The 20933-nt window shown below is 63.5% G+C and carries 20 protein-coding genes and 1 tRNA gene; 6 read left to right on the forward strand and 15 right to left on the reverse strand.

Annotated elements, in window-relative coordinates; all coding sequences use genetic code 11:
• Positions 1 to 119: 119 nt before the first annotated feature.
• From GC121_RS11260 to recJ, 3 genes are all read right to left on the reverse strand, one after another.
• Positions 120 to 1304, reverse strand: a complete 1185-nt coding sequence (locus GC121_RS11260) for a cell wall metabolism sensor histidine kinase WalK (protein ID WP_151974402.1) — start codon at positions 1302 to 1304, stop codon at positions 120 to 122.
• 96 nt (positions 1305 to 1400) lie between these two features.
• Positions 1401 to 1475 (reverse strand) — tRNA-Glu (locus GC121_RS11265).
• 90 nt (positions 1476 to 1565) lie between these two features.
• Entirely contained in the window at positions 1566 to 3350 is a 1785-nt protein-coding gene (gene recJ / locus GC121_RS11270) for a single-stranded-DNA-specific exonuclease RecJ (RefSeq protein WP_151974404.1), read from the reverse strand.
• 171 nt (positions 3351 to 3521) lie between these two features.
• Between recJ and GC121_RS11275 the strand changes: the two genes are divergently transcribed.
• Together GC121_RS11275 and GC121_RS11280 are read left to right on the forward strand one after the other, a co-directional pair.
• Complete coding sequence (locus tag GC121_RS11275) at positions 3522 to 4304, forward strand: hypothetical protein (RefSeq protein ID WP_151974406.1); 783 nt, start codon at positions 3522 to 3524, stop codon at positions 4302 to 4304.
• A gap of 65 nt (positions 4305 to 4369) precedes the next feature.
• Positions 4370 to 4918: an AHH domain-containing protein gene (locus tag GC121_RS11280; RefSeq protein ID WP_255478904.1), complete on the forward strand. Its 549-nt coding sequence runs from the start codon at positions 4370 to 4372 to the stop codon at positions 4916 to 4918.
• On the opposite strand, the gene GC121_RS11285 is transcribed toward GC121_RS11280, so the two are convergent.
• The 9 genes from GC121_RS11285 to miaA all read right to left on the reverse strand — a co-directional run bounded on the left by GC121_RS11285 (position 4850) and on the right by miaA (position 14820).
• The gene (locus GC121_RS11285) at positions 4850 to 6505 is read right to left on the reverse strand and encodes an ATP-binding protein (protein ID WP_199857842.1); all 1656 of its coding nucleotides are present in this window, start codon (positions 6503 to 6505) and stop codon (positions 4850 to 4852) included. The two genes, GC121_RS11280 and GC121_RS11285, sit on opposite strands and share 69 nt — an antisense overlap.
• Before the next feature lie 90 nt (positions 6506 to 6595).
• Complete coding sequence (leuA, locus tag GC121_RS11290) at positions 6596 to 8293, reverse strand: 2-isopropylmalate synthase (protein ID WP_151974412.1); 1698 nt, start codon at positions 8291 to 8293, stop codon at positions 6596 to 6598.
• A gap of 237 nt (positions 8294 to 8530) precedes the next feature.
• The gene (locus tag GC121_RS11295) at positions 8531 to 9184 is read right to left on the reverse strand and encodes a YceI family protein (RefSeq protein WP_151974414.1); all 654 of its coding nucleotides are present in this window, start codon (positions 9182 to 9184) and stop codon (positions 8531 to 8533) included.
• A 100-nt stretch (positions 9185 to 9284) separates the two neighbouring features.
• Complete coding sequence (locus tag GC121_RS11300; RefSeq protein ID WP_151974416.1) at positions 9285 to 9884, reverse strand: DUF4329 domain-containing protein; 600 nt, start codon at positions 9882 to 9884, stop codon at positions 9285 to 9287.
• 19 nt (positions 9885 to 9903) lie between these two features.
• Entirely contained in the window at positions 9904 to 10923 is a 1020-nt protein-coding gene (ilvC, locus tag GC121_RS11305) for a ketol-acid reductoisomerase (RefSeq protein WP_151974418.1), read from the reverse strand.
• Between the two features lie 9 nt (positions 10924 to 10932).
• Entirely contained in the window at positions 10933 to 11325 is a 393-nt protein-coding gene (locus tag GC121_RS11310) for a hypothetical protein (RefSeq protein ID WP_151974420.1), read from the reverse strand.
• Positions 11326 to 11330: 5 nt separating this feature from the next.
• Entirely contained in the window at positions 11331 to 11846 is a 516-nt protein-coding gene (ilvN, locus tag GC121_RS11315; RefSeq protein ID WP_151974422.1) for an acetolactate synthase small subunit, read from the reverse strand.
• A gap of 163 nt (positions 11847 to 12009) precedes the next feature.
• Positions 12010 to 13752 carry a biosynthetic-type acetolactate synthase large subunit gene (gene ilvB, locus GC121_RS11320; protein WP_151974424.1) on the reverse strand — a complete coding sequence of 581 codons (1743 nt, stop codon included), beginning with the start codon at positions 13750 to 13752 and terminating at the stop codon, positions 12010 to 12012.
• Between the two features lie 117 nt (positions 13753 to 13869).
• Complete coding sequence (miaA, locus tag GC121_RS11325; RefSeq protein WP_151974426.1) at positions 13870 to 14820, reverse strand: tRNA (adenosine(37)-N6)-dimethylallyltransferase MiaA; 951 nt, start codon at positions 14818 to 14820, stop codon at positions 13870 to 13872.
• Between miaA and serB the strand changes: the two genes are divergently transcribed.
• A complete protein-coding gene (serB, locus tag GC121_RS11330; RefSeq protein WP_370513750.1) occupies positions 14777 to 15694 on the forward strand; it encodes a phosphoserine phosphatase SerB in 918 nt (305 codons plus the stop codon). The two genes, miaA and serB, sit on opposite strands and share 44 nt — an antisense overlap.
• On the opposite strand, the gene GC121_RS11335 is transcribed toward serB, so the two are convergent.
• The 3 genes from GC121_RS11335 to GC121_RS11345 form a co-directional block, all read right to left on the reverse strand.
• Positions 15691 to 16377: a nitroreductase family protein gene (locus GC121_RS11335; RefSeq protein ID WP_151974428.1), complete on the reverse strand. Its 687-nt coding sequence runs from the start codon at positions 16375 to 16377 to the stop codon at positions 15691 to 15693. The two genes, serB and GC121_RS11335, sit on opposite strands and share 4 nt — an antisense overlap.
• Positions 16374 to 18605, reverse strand: a complete 2232-nt coding sequence (gene purL, locus GC121_RS11340) for a phosphoribosylformylglycinamidine synthase subunit PurL (protein ID WP_151974430.1) — start codon at positions 18603 to 18605, stop codon at positions 16374 to 16376. Before purL ends, GC121_RS11335 begins: the two co-directional genes overlap by 4 nt.
• 76 nt (positions 18606 to 18681) lie before the next feature.
• Positions 18682 to 19083: a DUF2177 family protein gene (locus tag GC121_RS11345; protein WP_151974432.1), complete on the reverse strand. Its 402-nt coding sequence runs from the start codon at positions 19081 to 19083 to the stop codon at positions 18682 to 18684.
• A gap of 63 nt (positions 19084 to 19146) precedes the next feature.
• Here GC121_RS11345 and GC121_RS11350 point away from each other — a divergent pair, with 63 nt between their 5' ends.
• Genes GC121_RS11350 through coaD form a run of 3 tightly spaced genes read left to right on the forward strand, consistent with a single transcriptional unit; the run spans position 19147 to position 20815 of the window.
• Positions 19147 to 19392, forward strand: coding sequence for an exodeoxyribonuclease VII small subunit (locus tag GC121_RS11350; protein WP_151974434.1), 246 nt, complete (start codon positions 19147 to 19149; stop codon positions 19390 to 19392).
• Positions 19392 to 20303 carry a polyprenyl synthetase family protein gene (locus GC121_RS11355; protein ID WP_151974436.1) on the forward strand — a complete coding sequence of 304 codons (912 nt, stop codon included), beginning with the start codon at positions 19392 to 19394 and terminating at the stop codon, positions 20301 to 20303. The genes GC121_RS11350 and GC121_RS11355 overlap by 1 nt, the downstream gene beginning before the upstream one ends.
• Entirely contained in the window at positions 20300 to 20815 is a 516-nt protein-coding gene (gene coaD, locus GC121_RS11360) for a pantetheine-phosphate adenylyltransferase (protein ID WP_151974438.1), read from the forward strand. The genes GC121_RS11355 and coaD overlap by 4 nt, the downstream gene beginning before the upstream one ends.
• The last annotated feature ends 118 nt before the right edge of the window (positions 20816 to 20933 follow it).

The raw sequence follows: 20933 nt of genomic DNA on the forward strand, positions 1-20933 counted from the left end.
TCTGTCATATGTCCAAAATGTGACCGCGCCCTAGGCGTGTCATATGACAGATATGTGACAGAAAAGAATTGCCTGTGGATAGCGCCCGCGTTCAACGGGCGGTGTTCCAGCGCGCAGGCCTATCTTTGCGAGGCGACAGGCAGGCGCACCGACACCGTTGTGCCTTCGCCCAGCGTGCTCTGGATATCGAGCCGTCCGCGATGGCGTTCGACAATATGTTTGACGATGGCGAGGCCCAGTCCGGTACCCCCGGCGGCGCGACTTCGGCCCGGATCGGTGCGGTAGAAGCGGCGGGTCAGGTGCGGCAAGTGCTCGCGCGCAATCCCTTCGCCGCGATCGGTGATTTGCACGATGGCCATATCGCGGTCGCCCAGCGCGAGGGACACCGTCACCTTGGAGCCGGGGGCGCTATATTTGAGCGCATTGTCCACCAGATTGCGGATCAGCTGTTCCAGCTGGCTTTGCGCGCCGCGCACATTGAGCGCGCTTTCTTCCAGCTTGAATTCGAGGCGGTCGGCGCGTTCCGGCCCGGCGCCGTCGCGCGCCGCCTGCTGGATCAGCGGCACAAAGTTGATCACGTCGCGCGGCTGGTCGTGTTTTTCCGCTTCCAGCTTGCTGAGGCTCATCAGATCGTCGATCAGCGATTGTAGCCGCCGCGCTTCCTTGAGCACCGTCTGGTAGAATTTGGCCGTCTTTTCGGCTGGCAAGTCCGGCCCTGTCTCGTCCAGCGTTTCCATATAGCCAATGATCGAGGCGAGCGGCGTGCGCAGTTCGTGGCTGGCATTGGCGACAAAATCGGAATGCGCGCGGCTGACGTCGGCTTCGGAGGTGCGGTTGATGAGCTCGACCAGACTGTAGCGCGCATCGATCCGCTGGCAGGTCATCTGCCAATTGCTTTTGGGGCCGGTCAGCCCTTGCACGGTGACCGAACCTCCGCCTTCGCGCGACAGCAGGTCAATCGCTGCCGGATGCCGCAGCGCCACGCGCGCGTCCTGCCCCAGCACGTGGCGGCCGATCTCCTCGCGCGCCTGGGCGTTTGCGACGATAATCCGGTTCTGGTCGAGCAGCAGCACCGGCAGGCCTGAATGTTCCACCAGATCGCGCATTCCCGAGGTCGTCAGCGTCAGTCCTTCGGGCTCTGGCGGGCGGAAAACAGGTGGTGGCGGGGCGGAAATCCAGAAGGAGGCGATCCACAGCGCAACGATGACGACAGCGAACAACCAGCCGACACCGGAATAGACCAGCGCGCCTCCTGTCAGGAGAGCGATAACGATCCCGGCAATCGGAAAGAATCGTTCCGTCATGCGCGGTGCTTTGGCGCAGTTGCGTGGCATTTGCCAGCGCCTGCGCGATCGTGTCACATTGTCGGGGGGAGGGCAGCTGTTGCTGCCTGCCATCGGTGGTGACCCCTACGGGAATCGAACCCGTGTTTCAGCCGTGAAAGGGCCGCGTCCTAACCGCTAGACGAAGGGGCCACAAGCGATGGAGCGGCGCAATTAGGCGGGTGTTGCGACGCGGTCAAGCCCAATTGCGGCGATTATTTCGCCTTTGTTGCACTTTACCGGTCAATCGGCCCAAGCCGCGTCTTCCAGATGCAATTCGGCGGCGGGACGGCTGCCCCAATCGTCGATCTTGGCGCGGCCCGCCAGCCACACGCGCCGCCCCTGCGCACCGTGCAGCAGCGCCTGCCCCATCGGCGTTTCGGCAGCGCGGAAAGCGATGGCCTTGAAGCGCCCGCCATCCTGCCCCGCAGCTATCACCCGCAAGTGGTCGGAACCGACCACATCGGCCTTCACCAGCGTCACCGGCCCCACCGCGATGCGCGGCCCCGGCCAGCCGACGCCATAGGGCCCCGCGCTTTCCAGCGTTGTCACCAGATCGGGCGTCAATCCGGCGGGCGCGACGGCGAGATCGAGCGTCATCGCCTGTTCGGCCGAAGCGCGGGCGACCGGCCCTTCCAGCCGCTCTGCCATCCAGTCGCGGAAGGCTTCCATCTGGTCTGCCGCGATGGTCAGCCCGGCGGCCATGGCGTGCCCGCCGCCTTTCACCAGCAGTCCGCGATCACACGCGCCGATAATCGCTGCCCCCAGATCCACGCCTGCAATCGAGCGGCCCGAGCCTTTGCCTTCCGGCCCGTCATCATCGAGCGCGATGACGATGCTCGGCCTGCCCGACTTCTCCTTGATCCGCCCGGCGACAATCCCAATTACCCCCGGATGCCAGCCGCGCCCGGCGCAGATGACGACAGGGCTGTTGTGCTGCGCGGCGAGTTGCGCCTCGGCCGCTTCCTGCACCGCTGCCTCGATGGCGCGCCGTTCTTCATTGAGGCGGGAGAGCTGTTCGGCAATGGCGCGCGCTTCGTCAGGGTCTTCGGTGGTGAGCAGCCGCACGCCCAGCGTTGCCTCGCCCACGCGCCCGCCGGCATTGATGCGCGGGCCCAGCGCAAAGCCGCAATCGCTGGCCGAGGGCGCGGCTTTCAAGCGGCTGGCATCGATCAGCGCGGCCATGCCGGTATTGGCGCGCCGCGCCATGACTTTGAGGCCCTGCGCCACAAACGCGCGGTTGAGCCCGCGGATCGATGCGACATCGGCCACCGTGCCCAGTGCCACCAGATCGAGCAGCGCCATCAGATCGGGCTCCCGCCGGTGCTGGAAATAGTCGCGTTGGCGCAAAGTGCGCACCACCGCAATGGCGAGCAGGAAAGCAACGCCCACCGCCGCCAGATGGCCGTGCTCGGCCCCCGCATCGCTTTCGTCGAGCCGGTTCGGATTGACCAGCGCATAGCTGCGCGGCAATTCGGGGGAGCATTTGTGATGATCGACCACGATCACATCGATCCCCGCATCATGCGCCATGCCCAGCGCTTCATGCGCCATCGCGCCGCAATCCACGGTGACGATCAGGCTCGATCCCGCCTTGCCGATTTTCAGCAAAGCCTCGCCGCTGGGCCCGTATCCTTCGAGCAGGCGATCGGGGATATAATGCTGCGCCTCGTGCCCCAGCATCCGCAGCAGTCGGATCAGCAGGGCCGAACTGGTTGCCCCGTCAACATCGTAATCGCCATACACGGTCACCGGCTCGCGCGCGATCACCGCTTCGGCGATGCGCTCTGCCGCGCGGTCCATATCGGCGAAAACCGAAGGGTCTGGCAGAAAATCGCGCAGGGCAGGGCGGCGGTGGATGTCGATAGCCTCGCGTGCAACCCCGCGCGACAGCAGCAATTGCGTCTGGATGTCGTTGCCGAGGTCGGCAATGGCGGCGCCGCCAAGCTGCATATTCCCGCCGCGCCAACTCCAGCGCTTGCCGGAAAGCGAATGTTCGACCCCAAGAACCGCAAGATGTGCTTCCATCCTCAATGCATAGCCGTGGGCGGACGGGCAGGGAAGTGTCTCGGTTCTCGAGCGAATACGATGGGCAGGGTTTACCGCAAGGCAATCAAATCAGTAGTATTGGAGTGCTGCTTGCGTTCGAATCGACGCGATGGACAGAATACGGCATTGCGCTGTCCGGTGCAGGGAAGGGTGGAACCAATAGCTAGCGCGCAGACCATGGAAATGGCGAACGCTGTTTGCGCCAGCTCGCTGCTGTTCGCCCCGGGAGAACGGCCTGCGTCACGGGCTCTGCACGCGGCTGCACAGGCCAGCAACAGTTTCGCTGTCAGCTTCGATCCCGGCGGGGAAAGCGGCCTGCAGGAAGGCTGGGTCGAACTTGTCGCCAACGGGCTGACTTTCGACCTTACCGGCCTTGCCCCCGGCGCGCCTGACCACCGGCCGCAATGCGAATATGTTTTCGGCATGAACCCGGCAAAAATGCCCTCCGATTGCGAGGCGATCACGCTGGTGCCGGGGCCGCATTTGACCAGCGGGATGATGGTATTTCCGGTGGTGCGCCTGCTCGCCTCGCTGACGGCGCAACTCGCCGGTGCGCTCAACGCCCGCAGCGTGGCCTGGCATTCGGCGCGGAGCTGTTGCGCGGCGGACTATTTCACGCAAGGCGTCAATCACTGGATCGAAGGCGGGGTGTTTCCCGGCCTCGGCCTGACCGCGCTCAACACGAACGGGCGCGACGGGCTGGAAAGCGAAGGGCTGGCGCTGTTCACGGGGCAGGAGCTGCAAATCCCGCGCGCGACCTATGACGATCCGGTGGAGGCGGTCAAAGTGGCGCTGCGTATCGTCAACTGGCTGGTGGAACATGGCCGGATCGATTCCGTCGAGAGTTTTACCGGCCCCGATGGCGCGCCGCTCTGGCTTGAACCTGTGGAAAACTCTGCCCTTCTCCGCTTGTGGAGGGGAGCACCTGCCTAGCCAGGCCACAAGCCATTGGCGCCGCAAGCGCGCTGCAAGGCCGCAAACCCATCCCGTTCCGTTCAATCAACCGGCACGGGTCGCCCGGCTGGCAAGCCGATATGCAGCGCCATCATGTGCTGCCGGTGCAATTGCTCCATCTCCCCGCGTTTGCCGCGATGTTCGCGTGCATCGGGCGTCCGCACCTACGGTTTGACGATTTCCGCAGCAACGGCTTGCTCTTGCCCGCGACCGTAACCGCAGCGCGGCGAACCGGTATGCCGCTGCATCGCGGGCCGCACCGGCATTACAACGAGCTGGCGGCAGAACGGGTCGGGCAGATCGAGGGGCACTGGCGGCGGTCGCATATGCGCCAGCCCGACATGGCGCGGTACGAGGCACTGATGCGGCTCGACCTGTTGCAGCGGGCGCTCAAACGGCGATTGTTGCAGCATGGTGCGCGGCGCTTCGTGCTCAACCGCAAAGACCCGTTCCGCGCCGGGCTCGATTTCTCGCTGCTCGATGCCTTGGTTGAGCAGTTGTGGCAGGCAAGCGGTGCCGCGCTTTCAGACAGCAGCTTCGAACAGGGGCAATTCCTTCTTGAGCGCCCGCAACCGGTCTTCGGCACTGTATGATAGTGCCAATTGATGCTCCAGTCGCCGCGACACCTCGCCCAGCTCTGGCTCGCCGAAGGTGGCGGCAACGCCTGCCAGACGGTGCAGTTGCCGCGTCAATTCTTCCCAATCGGTTTGCCCCGGCGCGCGGGCCAGCGATTGCCGGAGCTGGCTGACCAGTTGCGATTTGCGCGAGCGGTAACGGTCTTCCAGCGCCGCACTGGGCTTGGTTGCCATGGCTTCCGGTATTTCCGCCGGTGCAGCGTGCTCCGGCCCCAGCCAGCGCGCCAGCTCACGCGCCAAAGCCAATGTCGTCACCGGCTTGCCCAGATGCGATTGCATCCCCGCCTCTGTGCAGGCAGCCACATCCTCGGCATAGCAATTGGCGGTGAGCGCGATCACCGGCAAGCGGTCAGCACCAAAGCCGAGGGCGCGCAGTCGGCGGGTGGCTTCGAGACCGTCCATATGCGGCATCTGCACGTCCATCAGCGCCGCAGCGAAGGGCGCACCCGCATCGGCGGCGGCGATGATCGCGGCGATGGCGTCCTCGCCATTGTCGACCAGATGCGCGTCCAGCCCCAGCGTTTCCGCCATCGCCAGAATCAGCTCCTGATTGATCCCGTGATCCTCCGCGATCAGCACGCGCGCCCCGCGCAGGGCATTCGCGCTTTGCTCCCGCCTCGCTCCGGACGGCGGCGAAACGGGCTCGGGCAGGGCTGGCGGGGGCAGGGCGGCCACCGCGTGCAGCGGCAAGCGGATGGTGAACTGCGTTCCCACGCCCAGCCGCGATTGCACGCTGATATCGCCGCCCATCATCCCGACCAGCTGGCTCGAAATCGCCAGCCCCAGTCCGGTGCCGCCATAGGCCCGCGCAATCGCGCTTTCGCCTTGCCGGAACGGCGTAAAGATCGCCGCCAGCCTGTCTTCCGCGATGCCAATACCGGTATCGATGACGGACAGCAGCAGCAGGCGGCCATTGCTGCTGTTCTCGATTCGCGCTTCCATGTCGATGCCGCCGCATTCGGTGAACTTGATCGCATTGCCGAGCAGGTTGAGCAGCACCTGCCGGATGCGCAGCGGATCAAGCTCGATCGTGTTGGGCACCGCCTCGTCCACCCACATCCCGATCGACAGGCTTTTGGAACGCGCCATCGGCTCCATCAGCTTGATGCAATGTTCCAGCTGCGGGCGCAGCTCGGTGGGTTCGGGGGCGATGCGCATTTCGCCCGATTCGATCTTCGCGTGATCGAGAATGTCGTTGAGCAATTGCATCATCGCGCGGCCGGAATCGGCGATCAGTTGGACATGGCTGCGCTGCGCTTCGTCGAGATCGCTTTCGAGCAGCAATTCGGTAAAGCCGACCACGCCGTTCATTGGGGTGCGGATTTCGTGGCTCATATTGGCGAGGAAGGCGGATTTGGCCTGCGCTTCGTCGCGCGCAAGCTGGCGGGCGCTGGCCAGCTCGGCCTCCACCGCCGCCGCTTGCGCGCTCTCATGGGCGGAGCGGGCCGAAGCCTCGGCCGCACGCTGGTGCCGCTCGCGCCAATACAGCCCGGCAAACAGCGCGGCGAGCGCAAGGTGCGCCATCAGCGCGAAATTCTCCAGCATCGGGCACACCATCCATTGCGACGGGCGCTGCGATAGCGGCGATGCCGTTAGCGGCGGGCAAGCGGGAGGCTAGGGAAGTGCCCCTATGGCTCAGTAGGGCGGCGTGCCGGGCCCTTGCGAGGCGGCATTCGCGGCGCTGAGCAAAGCGCGCACGCCCGCGCTCGCCACGTCCTCGTCCATTCCCACGCCCCAGCCCGACCGGCCATCGGGCGCAACCCACTCGATATAGGCCACCGCATTGGCGTCAACGCCCGAACCCAACGCGTGCTCGGAATAGTCGGCCACTTCGAAGTCGAGCCCGAAACTGTCGCGCAAGGTCGCCAGAACCGAGGAGATCAGACCCTTGCCGCGGCCCGACACACGCTGCTCGACGCCATCGACCTCAACCGTGCCGGTAAAGATGCGCGTGCCGTCCGCGCCCCGGCTCTCCTCGTAATCGACCAGCCTGAAGCGTCGCTTTTCGACTTGCAGGTAATAGGTGGTGCGGAAGCAGTCCCAGATATCCGCCGCATTGAGCTCGCGCCCCAGCGCATCGGCCAGATGTTGCACATGGCGCGAGAAATCGGCTTGCAGACGCTTGGGAAGTTTCAGCCCCTGATCCTGCTGCAAGACCCAGGCAAAACCGCCTTTGCCGCTTTGCGAATTGACGCGGATCACCGCTTCGTAAGAACGGCCCAGATCGGCCGGATCGATCGGCAGATAGGGCACGCGCCAGCCTTCATCATTCTGCCCCTCGCGCGCTTCGAAGCCCTTCTTGATCGCATCCTGATGGCTGCCGGAGAAGGCGGTGAACACCAGTTCGCCGCCATAGGGGTGGCGCGGATGGACGGGCAGGGCGTTGCAATATTCCACCGTCTCGATCACCCGGTCGATATCGGAGAAATCGAGGCCGGGATCGATACCCTGAGTGTACATATTGAGCGCCACGGTCACGAGGCAGCAATTGCCCGTTCGCTCGCCATTGCCGAACATACAGCCTTCGACCCGGTCAGCGCCCGCCATCAGGCCCAGCTCCGCCGCCGCGACGCCAGTGCCGCGATCATTGTGGGTGTGCAGGCTGATGACTGCCGCCTGTCTGTTGGGCAGATTGCGGCAGAAATACTCGATTTGGTCGGCGTAGATATTGGGCGTTGCCGCCTCGACGGTGGCGGGCAGGTTGAGGATGATCGGCCAGTCCTTCGTCGGCCCGACGGCCTGCATCACGGCCTCACACACTTCCAGACTGAAATCGAGTTCGGCGGTGGAGAAGGTTTCGGGCGAATACTGGAAATGCCATTTGGTGCCGGGGCGCTTCGCAGCTTCGTCCACCAGCAGTTGCGCGCCTTTGACGGCAATCGCCTTCACTTCCTCGCGGCTCATCCGGAACACGATTTCGCGCCATGCGGGGCTGACCGCGTTGTAAAGGTGCACGATGGCCGAATGCGCGCCTTCGAGGCTTTCAAAGCTGCGCTTGATCAGATCCTCGCGCGACTGGGTGAGCACCTGCACCACCACATCGTCAGGCACCTTGTCCGCATTCACCAGCCAGTTGATGAAGCCGAATTCGGTCTCGCCAGCCGCCGGAAAGCCGACTTCGATTTCCTTGACGCCCAGTTCCACCAGCAGATCGAAGAAGCGGGTCTTCTTTGCCCTGTCCATCGGATCGATAATCGACTGGTTGCCATCGCGCAGATCGGTGCTGAGCCAGCGCGGCGGCGCGCTGATCGTACGGCTGGGCCACTGCCGGTCGGGCAGATCGACCTGCGGGAAGGGGCGGTATTTGGTGCTCGGATCGCGGAGCATGGGCATGGGAGATGAAGCCTTGTTCGACTGGGTTCGGTGCGATGGAGAAGCCCTTAGGCGGTGTGCCTGCATGGCGCAGGCAAAACGGCACGCCTAAGGGCGTGTAAGTCGAAGCAGAAGCAGGCTGCGGGCCGTTTGCATGGGGGCAGGCTTAGCGGGGAAGGGGCAAAGCGTCCAGACACGAAAACGGGCGCCGCACACATTTTGTGCGCAGCGCCCGTGTTTCGTGCAGCAAAGTGTGCGTTATTGCTTCTCGAACGCCACAGTAATGTCCAGCACCACTTCGTCGCCGATGGCGGGCACGGCGTAGTTCATGCCGAATTCGCTGCGCATGATCGTGGTGGTGGCGTGGAAGCCGACCGTGGTGCGCTGGTTGAACGGATTGTCGCCGCTGCCCGAAAACTCGGCGTCCAGCGTCACCTGGTTGGTCTGCCCGTTCAGCGTCAGATCGCCAATGATATGCGCGGTCGTTTCGCTGGTCTGGTGGATTGCGGTGGAGACGAAGCGGGCATCATCCGCATCGGGACCAAAGAAGTCGGGCGCGCCGCCATCGGCACCGGGGCGCAGCATATGTTCGCGCAGGCCACTGCTCACCACGGCGAGCGAGTTGATCGGGATACGCACATCGACCGATGTGTTCGCCATGTTCTCGGTATCAAGCTCCAGCGTCCCCTCGGCATCGCCGAACAGGCCGAAATAGTCGTTGAAGCCGAAATGGCTCACCCGCCATTCGACCAGCGTGTGCGCGGGATCGGTGGCGTAGGTGCCGGATTCGACACTGGCGGGATCGAGCGACTGGAAGATCGGCGGATTGTCATTGGTGACGGCGAGCGAGGCGGTCGCGCCGAACGCGGCAACCGCGCCGGAAGCGGTAAGAGCGAGAATGGTCTTGCGCATGGGGAACTCCTTGAAACCTGCGTCCCGCGAAGGTGGGGATCACACGCTTAATGTCCAAGGAGGAAAACTTGTTCCGGCCAAGGCGCAGCTTTCGCCCGCCCTAGCACGCACCCCACGCGGTTTCGGCGCGTTCGCGCAGGGCCTCGAGCGTGTATTGTTCCGCTATCGGCGGGCCGCTGCATTCGCGGTAATCGGGATCGCTGGGCAGGCAATTCTCGCCGCACACCTGCCGCGCGACGCCGGTTGCGCCGTCAATGTGCCAGAAGCGCCCGCCGGGCGTGGCGACAAAGCCGTCCATCCCGCTCGCCATATCTCCCTCGACATCGATCAGCGAGGGCACTTCGCTGTCGTAGTCGGGATTGAAGCCCGCATGGGTGTGATAGGTGGCCAGCGGATACAGCGTGCGCACGTCGAAATAGGTGATGTCGCAGCTTTCGTGATCGCCAACGAGCACGGTGCGCGAGACGATTTCGCCATCGGCATTTTCGGCCAGCAGGCCGCAAAACTCCTTGTCCTCGGCAAAGGAATCGCGCTGCACGTCCGCCAATTGCGCGCGCGCCGCTTCTTCGATGGCTGGATCGCTGACGGTGCGCGCGTAAACCTCGTTGGCGAGATTTTCGCTCGACTGGAACAGCACCACCCCCGCCCACAACGCCCCGCACACAAGCAGGGCGATGAGGGTGAAGCGGTTGTCGTTCATCACACCGCCGGATTAGCCGCTAGTTGCGGGTCTTATCAACCAGCTTGTTCGCGGTGATCCACGGCATCATTGCGCGCAATTGCGCACCTGTCTGTTCAATCGGATGTTCGGCCTGCCGCTTGCGCGCGGCCTTCATTTCCGGATTGCCGACGGCATTATCGAGCATGAACCGCTGGACGAATTTGCCACGCTGGATATCGTCGAGCACGCGCTTCATTTCTGCCTTCGTCTCATCGGTGATGATGCGTGGGCCGGTGTGATAGTCGCCATATTCGGCAGTGTTGCTGATCGAATAGCGCATATTGGCGATGCCGCCTTCATATAGCAGATCGACGATCAGCTTGGTTTCGTGCAGGCACTCGAAATAGGCCATTTCGGGGGCGTAGCCCGCTTCCACCAGCGTTTCGAAGCCGGCCATAATCAGATGGCTGATGCCGCCGCACAGCACGGCCTGCTCGCCGAACAGGTCGGTTTCGCATTCTTCCTTGAAATTGGTCTCGATGATGCCGCTCCGTCCGCCGCCGACACCGCTGGCATAAGCGAGCGCGATATCATGGGCGTTGCCGCTGGTGTCCTGATGGATGGCGATCAGGCAGGGCACCCCGCCGCCGCGCTGGTATTCGGCGCGCACCGTGTGGCCGGGGCCTTTGGGCGCGATCATGATGACGTCGATATCGTCAGTCGGGTCGATCAGGCCGAAATGCACGTTGAGACCGTGGGCAAAGGCGAGCGCCGCACCCGGCTTCATCTTGCCTTTCAGATCATTCGCCCAGATCGCCGCCTGATGCTCGTCCGGCGCCAGGATCATCAGAATATCGGCGATTTCGGCGGCCTTGGCGTTGCTGACGACTTCGAACCCGGCGGCTTCGGCCTTCTTGGCGGTGGCCGAGCCTTCGCGCAGGGCAATGCGCACATCCTTCACCCCGCTATCGCGCAGGTTCTGCGCATGGGCATGGCCCTGCGAACCATAGCCGAGCACGACAATCGTCTTGCCGGTGATAAGGTTGAGATCGGCGTCGGCGTCGTAATAGACTTTCATGAAACAATCCTACTGGGTCTGAAGCGTGTAATAAGCGAAGAGGGTGAGCCCTCCGATGATCGTGATAAGCGGCCAGCCGATATGCTTGCCACGGGTGAGAATGCCGTCTGCCAATCCGGCAACCAGATGCGCGGTGCCGATGGCAAGGATCAGCCAGGGCGCATCGATATCGCCATAGGCGGTGAGGGCGAGCACGGCAGCGACGCCGAACCACAGCACCGCCGTCCAGTGCCAGGCAAACCGCGTGATGCCGCGCGCAAGCGGGCTTTCCATCAGCGGCATACCGCTGGCTAGGATCGGCTGGATCAGCCGTTGCTCGCCAAGCACGGAATGCACCAGTGCGGTAATCGCGCACAAGGCAGCTGCCATCAGCAGCAGAAAAGCTGGATTTACATATTCCATAGTGTTCAGGCCCCTTCGGCTCCACGCATCATGCCAACTATGCCCGAACGGCCGACTTCCACCAAGCCCAGCCCGCGCATCAGGCCGACAAAGCTGTCGATCTTGGTGGAGGAGCCGGTGAGTTCGAAAATGAAGCTTTCGGGCGTGGTATCGACCACATTGGCGCGGAAAACCTCGGCAGTGCGCAGCGCCTCGACGCGGGTTTCGCCCGTGCCGCGCACTTTGACCAGCGCCAGCTCGCGCTCGACATGCGGGCCTTCTTCGGTGAGGTCGATTACGCGGTGGACGGGCACCAGCCGTTCGAGCTGCGCCTGGATCTGGTCGATCACCTGCGGCGGGCCGCCGGTGACGATGGTGATGCGGCTGATCGCGTGATCCTCGCTGATATCGGCCACGGTCAAGCTGTCGATATTATACCCACGCGCGGTGAACAGGCCGGTGATCTTGGCGAGAATGCCCGGCTCGTTATCGACGACGACGGTAAGGACGTGGCGCTCGGACGCGCGGTGCTGGATTTTCATGAGGCCTTCCTCCCCTCCTTTTCAAAGGAGGGGTTGGGGGTGGTTGCGCGGTCGCACGACCGCGCTGGTGCTGCAAGCACCACCCCGCTGCGACTAGGCAGCAAGCTGCCAAGTCTCACTGCCCCTCCTATGAAGAGGAGGGGTGTTGTTGCTGCATGCTCCATCACACCAAGGCCTTCGCTTCGTCTTCCATCGTGCCGCCGACCAGATCACCGTAAAGCAGCATATCGGTATGCGCCGCACCCGACGGGATCATCGGGAAGCAGTTCGCATCCTTCGAGACCTGGCAATCGACCATCACCGGCCCGTCATGGTCGAGCATCGCTTGGATGCCCGCATCCAGCCCCGCCTCATCGGTGATGCGGATGCCTTTCCAGCCGTAGCTTTCGGCGAGCTTCACGAAATCGGGCAGGCTGTCCGAATAGCTGTTCGAATAGCGGCTTTCATAGGTCAGTTCCTGCCACTGGCGGACCATGCCCATATATTCATTGTTGAGAATGAAGACCTTCACCGGCAGGCGGAACTGGCTGGCTGTGCCAAGCTCCTGAATGTTCATCTGGATGCTCGCTTCACCGGCGATGTCGATCACGAGGCTGTCCGGATTGCCCAATTGCGCGCCGATAGCGGCAGGCAGGCCGTAGCCCATGGTGCCAAGCCCGCCGCTGGTCAGCCATTTGTTCGGGCCCATAAAGCCGAAATATTGCGCCGCCCACATCTGGTGCTGGCCGACTTCGGTGGTGATGATCGGATCGCGCTGGCGGGTGAGGGCAAAGAGCCGCTCGACCGCAAGCTGCGGCATAATCGCATCCTTGCCCGGCGGATAGGCGAGGCTGTCGCGTGCGCGCCAACCGGCGATGCGGGCCTTCCACTCGCCCAGATCGCGGCATTTGCGATCCCCCCAGCAGGCAATCATCTGTTCCAGCACCGCGCCGCAATCGCCCACAATGCCCAGATCGACGGGGACGATCTTGTTGATGCTGGAGCGGTCGATATCGATATGGATCTTCTTCGACCCCGGCGAGAAGGCGTCGAGGCGACCCGTCACCCGGTCATCAAAGCGCGCACCGATGCACACCATCACGTCGCACTGGTTCATCGCCATATTGGCTTCGAACGTGCCGTGCATTCCCAGCATCCCCAGCCAGTCCGGATGATCGGCAGCGAATGCACCGAGGCCCATCAGGGTGGAGGTGGTGGGTGCGCCGGTGATCGACTGGAGCTGGCGCAGCAATTCGGTCGCCTTGGGGCCGGAATTGATAACGCCGCCGCCGGTGTAGAAAATCGGGCGCTCGGCCTGCGCGATCATCTCGACCGCCTCGGCGATTTCCTCCGGCGCGCCGATCATGCGCGGCTGATACCGCTTCTTGCGCGGGGCCGGGCCGTCGCCTTGCAGGGCGGTGGCGATTTGCACGTTCTTGGGAATATCGATCACCACCGGACCGGGGCGACCAGTCGTGGCGATTTCGAAGGCTTCCTCGATAGTTGCGGCGAGGTCTTCAGGGTCTTTCACAAGATAATTGTGCTTGGTGCAATGCCGCGTCAGGCCCACCGTGTCGGCCTCCTGAAACGCGTCCGTCCCGATCAAGGGCGTGGGCACCTGCCCGGTGATGACCACCATCGGGATCGAGTCCATATAGGCATCGGCAATCCCGGTTATCGCATTGGTCGCGCCGGGGCCGCTCGTCACCAATACCACGCCGGGCTTGCCGGTGGAGCGGGCATAGCCTTCCGCCGCGTGCGCCGCACCAGCCTCGTGCCGGACAAGGATGTGGCGGATGCGCGTGTCGGAGAAAAGCTCGTCATAAATCGGCAGGACAGCGCCGCCGGGATAGCCGAAGACGAATTCCACGCCCTGCCGTGCAAGGCATTCCACCAATATCGCAGCTCCGCTGCGCTCTTCCGACACGATAGCACTCCTCAGTTTTCAACGGGCAAAAATGAACCCGGCAAGATTGCTCCTGCCGGGCCATAGTTCCGTTCTCTCGATCCGCGAAGTAGCTTTTCGAAAATGTCCTGTCAACAGCTAATCGTGAAATAATATGTCGAATTGTGCGCGAATATCGACCGTTCTGGAGTCTATACGCGGCCATTCGGGCGGAGGCTGGTTGCGGAACCAGGTGTATTGCCGCTTGGCAAAGTTGCGGGTGGATTGCTGGCCGAGGGCAATCGCTTCTTCCAGCGTGCATTCGCCGCGACCGAAGCCTGCAAACTCGCGCACACCGATGGCGCGCATAACGGGCAGATCGGGGTCGAGCTTGCGGGCGAGCAGCGCTTCGACTTCCGCAACAGCGCCATTTGCCGCCATGATCTCCAGCCGCCGGTCGCAGCGATCATACAACCACTCCCGTTCGGGGAGCAGGACAAGCGGATGCAGGTCGATGTCGCCTGCGATGCTGCCTGCTTTGCGCTTCTGCCATTCGCCCAGCGTGACACCTGTAGACCGAACAACCTCCAGCGCACGCGCAATCCGCTGCGAATCCAAGGGTGCGAGCTTTGCGGCGCGTTCGGGGTCTTCTACGCTCAGGGCTGCGTATGCTTGGCTAACGTCCATCGCCCGGATTTCCGCACGAATGTCGGGGTCGATGGGAGGGATCGGCGCAATCCCGTCGAGCAGGACTTGCAGATACATCCCGGTGCCCCCGACCAGTACCGGCAACGCGCCCGCAGCATGGGCGATGGCGATCTCCGCCTTCGCCTTCTCCGCCCAATCCACCGCCGAACACGCCTGCGCCCCGTCCCACGTGCCGAACAGGCGATGCGGCACGCCCTGCATCTCCTCCTCGTCGGGCCGAGCGGAGAGCACGCGCAGATCGGCATAGACCTGCGCGCTGTCGGCATTGATGACCACCGCACCGCCGCCGCGCGCGCTTTCCCACGCCTTTGCCAGCCGCACCGCCAGATCGGACTTGCCGCTCGCGGTTGGCCCTGCGATGAGCGCGACCTTGTTTTGCGCAGGAGTTGCCGAAGTGCTCATCGCCCGTCTGATAGCAGACCCCGCCATACTGGAAACCCGTCTCGACGCGATGACGGCGCAGCTTGCGGACGGCGCGGTGCCGGTGGCCAACGCGGTGATGCGCGAATTCTGCGGTGACGTATTGCAGATCGAAAGCCCGGGCACCGATATGGTGGCGTTCCGCGCTGCGCTGGACGCGCATTTCCCCGAAAGCGACGCGATTGTGGCGAGCGGGCCCTTCGCCTTTCCGCGCGTGTTCGTCTCGGACATGGATTCGACCATGATCGGGCAGGAATGCATCGACGAACTCGCCGATTTCGCCGGACTGAAGGAGAAGGTGGCGGACATCACCGAGCGGGCGATGCAGGGCGAGCTCGACTTTGCAAGCGCGCTGCGGGAGCGAGTCGGTCTGCTCGCCGGATTGGCCGAAAGTGCGATTGACCAGTGCCTCGCCGAGCGCATCCGCCCGACCCCGGGCGCGCAGGTGCTGGTGGAAACGCTCAAGGCCAAGGGCTGCCGCACCGTGCTCGTGACCGGCGGCTTCCACCATTTCGCCGACCGGGTCGCCGGGCAACTCGGCTTCGAGCGCGTGGTCGGTAACCGGCTGGATGTCACGGACGGCAAGCTGACCGGCGGCCTCGTGGGCGCGATTGTCGACAGCGCGACCAAGGAAGCGGTCTTGCGCGAGGAAGTGGCGGTTTTGGGCGAGAACGCCGTCAGCATGGCCGCAGGCGACGGGGCTAACGATATCCCGATGTTGCAGGCGTCAAGCTATGGCATCGCCTATCGCGCCAAACCCAAGGCCCGCGCCGCAGCTAATGGCTGGGTGGATCGCGGTGATTTGACGAGCTTGCTGAAGCTGTTGGATATTCCGGAGAAGGATTGGGTGGCCTAAAGCCAGCTGGCAATCTGTTCGAGCGGCTTCTTCTTGACCGCGTGCTCGGGTACCGTCGCATTCTCGCCCGGCAGGCCTGCGACGATTATCATCAGCGGCTTTTCGTTCTTTGGACGACCGCACAGATCGCGCAGGAAACCCATGGGGGAGGGGGTGTGCGTCAGTGTCGCCAGCCCCGCATCGTGCAGCGTGGCTATCAGCATCCCGCACGCAATGCCGACGCTTTCATTGACGTAGTAATTCTGCGTCTCGCCATCTTCCGCGATCCCGCCGGTGCGCTGGGCGAAGCACACGATGAGCCATGGCGCGGTTTCGAGGAACGGCTTGGACGCATCGGTGCCGATGGGGGCAAGCGCGCCGAGCCATTCTGCGCTTGCCTTGGGCGCGTCGCCATCCGCGCCGTAAAAGCGCCGCTCTTCGGCTTCGGCCGCCTCGCGGAGGGCGCGCTTTTTCTCCGGCGAGTGGATGACCGCGAAATGCCACGGCTGGTGGTTGGCGCCATTGGGCGCGGTGCCCGCCGCGCGAATGGCATGTTCGATCACTTCGCGCGGAACGGGCGCGTCGGAGAAATCACGGCACGAATGGCGGGTCTTCAGTTGCTCGTAAGCGGCCTTGGCGCGGGCAATGCGCTCCGCATCTGAATAGTCGGGCAGCGGCGGGAAGGGGTGGTGGGTTTGGCTCAACCCATCCACCCTTCAAAGAAGCTGCGATGTGCTTTGCGCATATCCTCGATGCTCACGCCGAGCAGGCTGTCGCCGCCGGTTGTCCCGATCCGGGTGAAGCCGACCGCAGCCGTCTCGTCATTCTCGGTGCCCTTGGCGAGCGCTTCGTTGAAGGCCTGCGTATCGGGCACGGTGATGATGTAGCGGCCCTGATCCTCGCCGAACCACCACTGTGCAGCGGTGTATTTGTCGTCCGCCTGCACATCGGCTCCGATACCGCTCGCCATCGCCATTTCGGCGAGCGCGACGGCAAGGCCGCCATCGGAGATATCGTGCACCGCGCTCACCAGACCGTCAGTGATCAGTTCGCGCACGATGCGGCCCGCAGCCTTTTCCAGCGTCAGATCGACCGGCGGCGCGCGGCCTTCGTCGCGGCCATGTACTTCGCTCAGCCAGAGCGATTTGCCGAGATGCGAGCGGGACGGATCGGGTGTTGCCCAGGCTTCGGGCGCGATGAGATAGATCGTCTCCCCCGCCGCCTTGAACGGCATCGTCATCATCTGCGCGTAATCGTCGATCAGGCCGACCCCGCCAATCGCAGGCGTGGGGAGGATGGCCGAACCGCCGCCCGTCGCCTTGCTTTCGTTATACAGGCTGACATTGCCCGAGACGATGGGGAAATCGAGATACTGGCACGCCTTGCCCATCCCGGCGAGCGCGTGGACAAGCTGGGCCATTATCTCGGGCCGCTGCGGGTTGGCGAAGTTGAGGCAGTTGGTCACCGCCAAGGGACGCGCGCCCACCGCGCAAAGGTTGCGATATGCCTCGGCAATCGCCTGCTTGCCGCCTTCATAGGGATCGGCAAAGACATAGCGCGGGGTGCAATCGGTGCTGATGGCGAGCGCCTTGCGCGTCCCGTGAACGCGCACCACGCCCGCATCGCCGCCGGTTTGCAGCGTGTCCGCGCCGACCTGGCTGTCATATTGCTCGCTGATCCAGCTTTTCGACGCGAGGTTGGGGCTGGCGAGCAGCGTTAGCAAATCCGCGCCCGGATTGGCGCTGTCGGGCCGTTCGGTGATCGGAGTGATGCCCGCCCACGCGGTATATTCCTCGCGGCTGAGATAGGGCCGGTCATACAGCGGTGCATCAGCAGCCAGTGGGCCGAGCGGAATGTCGCACACCACTTCGCCGCCCCATTCGAGCACCATATGGCGCGTATCGGTGACTTCGCCGATGACCGCGAAATCGAGTTCCCACTTCTTGAAGATCGCTTCTGCCATGGCTTCCTTGCCCGGCTTCAGCACCATGAGCATCCGCTCCTGGCTTTCGCTCAGCATCATTTCGTATGGCGTCATGCCTTCCTCGCGGCATGGCACCTTGTCCATATCGAGCCGGATGCCCGCCTTGCCATTGGTCGCCATCTCCACGCTGGAGGAGGTGAGGCCGGCTGCGCCCATATCCTGAATGGCGACAATCGCGTCGGTCGCCATTAGTTCGAGGCAGGCTTCGATCAGCAGCTTTTCGGTGAAAGGATCGCCCACTTGCACCGTGGGGCGCTTGGCATCGGCATCTTCGCCGAAATCGGCGCTGGCCATTGTCGCACCGTGAATCCCGTCGCGCCCGGTTTTGGAGCCGACATAGACGATGGGGTTCCCCACACCTGTCGCGGCGGAATAGAAAATCTTGTCCGCATCGGCGACGCCCACCGTCATCGCATTGACAAGGATATTGCCGTCATAGGCGGGGTGGAAATTGGTCTCCCCGCACACGGTCGGCACGCCGACGCAATTGCCATATCCGCCGATCCCTGCGACGACGCCTTGCACCAGATGTTTCATCTTCGGGTGATCGGGACGGCCAAAACGAAGTGCGTTTGCATTCGCCACCGGGCGCGCGCCCATGGTGAACACGTCGCGCAAAATGCCGCCCACGCCCGTCGCCGCGCCCTGATATGGTTCGATATAGGAGGGGTGGTTGTGGCTCTCCATCTTGAAGATGGCAGCCTGGCCGTCGCCTATATCAATCACACCGGCGTTCTCGCCCGGACCGCAGATCACCCACGGCGCTTCGGTCGGCAGCTTTTTCAAGTGCAGGCGGCTCGATTTGTAAGAGCAATGCTCGCTCCACATGACCGAGAAAATGCCCAGTTCGACAAGGTTCGGCTCGCGCCCGAGGGCGTGCAGAACGCGGTCGTATTCTTCGGGGCTGAGGCCGTGCTGTTCGACCACTTCGGGGGTGATTTCGCTCATGGGACGCGCCTTAGCTTCGCCTGCGCCTCCTCGCTAGCCCTTCGGCCCCAACTTCCCCTTAAAAAACTCCGCACGTTCAGGGAAAGAAGCGCAGCACCACCCAACAACTCACCGCGCTTGCCACGCCGGTGGCGAAGGTGCCCCAAGCGATGTCGGCCACCGAAATGTGCGTCGCCCACACTTTCATCACCGCCTGACTGGTGAGGTCAAAGGTCGCATAGCAGACCAGACCGAGTAGCGCGCCGTTGAGCAGCGCTTGCAACACATTGCCGCTGTCGATCCCCGGCTTGATGCCAAACCACACCATGCCCGCAATATAGATTGTATAGAACGCCAAGGCTGGCCCCATGCGGAAGCTGTCGGCCAGAATTTCTCCGATCACGGGCCGGTAGAGATTGGGCGCGGCCCAGCGGAGCCAGAAGCTGTCGAGCACTCCGAAGGCAATCGCTGCCGCGATATAGGCAATAATCCACTTCATAACCCGCTCCCCTTGGCTTGGCCTGCTTGACCCCGATGCACGTGCGGGCCAAAGGTTCCCGATATGGGAGATAGTCCGAACATTGCCGGGATGAGTTTCGAGGACGCGCTGCGGGCGCTCGAAGAGGTGGTGCGCAAGCTGGAAAGCGGCGAGGCGAAGCTCGATGAGAGCATCGACTTGTACGAACAGGGCGAGAAATTGCGCCAGCATTGCCAGGCGCGGCTGGATGCGGCGCAGGCGCGGATCGAGAAGATTGTCGCCGGGCCCGACGGCAAGGCGCAGGGCACCCAGCCCTTCGATGCGGACTGATGGAACTCGTTGTGGCGAATGATATTCTGGGCAGCGGGCTGAAACGCATCCAGCAGGAAATCGACGACGCGTTCGACGCGCTACTGCCGGTGCCGGACGACAATTCGGCGCGGCTGGTGGAGGCGATGCGCTATGCTGCCATCGGCGGTGGCAAACGGGTGCGCCCGCTGCTGCTGGCGACGGTTGCCGAAATGTATGGGGCGAGCCGTGCGGCGGCGGTCTATGCGGGGGCAGCGATAGAGGCGATCCACGTCTATTCGCTGATCCACGACGATCTGCCGTGCATGGACGATGATGATACGCGCCACGGCAAGCCGACGCTGCACAAGGCGTTTGACGAGGCGATTGCGGTGCTGGCGGGAGATTCGCTCCACGCACTGGCGTTCGAGATTCTCGGCGGGCGGCAGGTGAGCAACGATCCGTGGATCCGCGCCGAGCTTGTCCATGCGCTGGCAAGCGCGAGCGGCCATAAGGGCATGGCGGGCGGGCAAGTGATGGACATCGCGGCAGAGGAAGTCGGCGGCGATCTCGATCTGCACACGATTACCCGGCTGCAACAGCTGAAAACCGGCGCGCTGCTGTGCGCGGCGGTGGAAATGGGCGCGATCCTCGCCAAGGTGCCGGAAGAGGGGCGCTCGCACCTGCGTAACTACGCCCGCGATATCGGCCTCGCCTTCCAGATTGCCGACGACTTGCTTGATGAAGAGGGCGACGAGGCCAAGGCGGGCAAGGCGCTGCGCAAGGATGCCGATGCGGGCAAAGCGACGTTCGTCAGCCTGATGGGCGTCGACGGCGCACGCTCACAGGCCCACGCGCTGGCGGATCAGGCGATCGGCCACCTCGCGAGCCACGGCAGCGAAGCCGACCTGCTGCGCGCGCTGGCACGGTTTATTGTGGAGCGGGACAGGTGAGCGGCCAGCGCATCGGCCTCTATCCCGGCACTTTCGACCCTTGCACGCTCGGCCATGCGGATATTATCCGGCGCGGCGCCAAGCTGGTGGACCGGCTGATTATCGGCGTCACCACCAATCCCAGCAAAACCGCGATGTTCACCACCGACGAGCGGATGGAGATGATGGCGGCGGAAGTCGCGCGGCTCGGCCTGACCAATGTCGAGATTCGCGGGTTCGATGCGCTGCTGATGAAATATGCCCGCCATGTTGGCGCAGGCGTCATCATTCGCGGCCTGCGTGCGGTCGCCGACTTCGAATACGAATACCAGATGGCCGGGATGAACCAGCAGATCGATGCCAGCATCGAGACTGTATTTCTGATGGCTGATATCTCGCTGCAACCCATCGCCAGCAAGCTGGTAAAGGAAATCGCTCTCTATGGCGGCGATATTGCCCCCTTCGTCCCGCCGCAGGTAAAGGATGCGGTGGAGGCACGCGTTGCCGAGATCGGGCGGCGGGGCGAGTTATGATAGGATTTTCCCCTCCCGCTTGCGGGAGGGGTCAGGGGAGGGCCTGTCATTATATCACCGCACTTTACATTCCCTCCCCCAGCCCCTCCCGCAAGCGGGAGGGGAGATGTTCATTGAA

Source organism: Erythrobacter sp. EC-HK427 (assembly GCF_902498745.1).
GTDB lineage: Bacteria > Pseudomonadota > Alphaproteobacteria > Sphingomonadales > Sphingomonadaceae > Alteraurantiacibacter.

Bases quoted from the DNA above. Each gene is read 5' to 3' on its own strand.
- purL (WP_151974430.1), bottom strand. From the start codon at position 18,605: ATGAGCGAAATCACCCCCGAAGTGGTCGAACAGCACGGCCTCAGCCCC.
- GC121_RS11310 (WP_151974420.1), bottom strand. From the start codon at position 11,325: ATGGAATATGTAAATCCAGCTTTTCTGCTGCTGATGGCAGCTGCCTTG.
- GC121_RS11285 (WP_199857842.1), bottom strand. From the start codon at position 6,505: ATGCTGGAGAATTTCGCGCTGATGGCGCACCTTGCGCTCGCCGCGCTG.
- GC121_RS11260 (WP_151974402.1), bottom strand. From the start codon at position 1,304: ATGACGGAACGATTCTTTCCGATTGCCGGGATCGTTATCGCTCTCCTG.
- GC121_RS11300 (WP_151974416.1), bottom strand. From the start codon at position 9,884: ATGAACGACAACCGCTTCACCCTCATCGCCCTGCTTGTGTGCGGGGCG.
- GC121_RS11295 (WP_151974414.1), bottom strand. From the start codon at position 9,184: ATGCGCAAGACCATTCTCGCTCTTACCGCTTCCGGCGCGGTTGCCGCG.
- ilvN (WP_151974422.1), bottom strand. From the start codon at position 11,846: ATGAAAATCCAGCACCGCGCGTCCGAGCGCCACGTCCTTACCGTCGTC.
- GC121_RS11350 (WP_151974434.1), top strand. From the start codon at position 19,147: ATGGGAGATAGTCCGAACATTGCCGGGATGAGTTTCGAGGACGCGCTG.
- GC121_RS11355 (WP_151974436.1), top strand. From the start codon at position 19,392: ATGGAACTCGTTGTGGCGAATGATATTCTGGGCAGCGGGCTGAAACGC.
- miaA (WP_151974426.1), bottom strand. From the start codon at position 14,820: ATGAGCACTTCGGCAACTCCTGCGCAAAACAAGGTCGCGCTCATCGCA.
- ilvC (WP_151974418.1), bottom strand. From the start codon at position 10,923: ATGAAAGTCTATTACGACGCCGACGCCGATCTCAACCTTATCACCGGC.
- serB (WP_370513750.1), top strand. From the start codon at position 14,777: ATGAGCGCGACCTTGTTTTGCGCAGGAGTTGCCGAAGTGCTCATCGCC.
- leuA (WP_151974412.1), bottom strand. From the start codon at position 8,293: ATGCCCATGCTCCGCGATCCGAGCACCAAATACCGCCCCTTCCCGCAG.
- recJ (WP_151974404.1), bottom strand. From the start codon at position 3,350: ATGGAAGCACATCTTGCGGTTCTTGGGGTCGAACATTCGCTTTCCGGC.
- GC121_RS11345 (WP_151974432.1), bottom strand. From the start codon at position 19,083: ATGAAGTGGATTATTGCCTATATCGCGGCAGCGATTGCCTTCGGAGTG.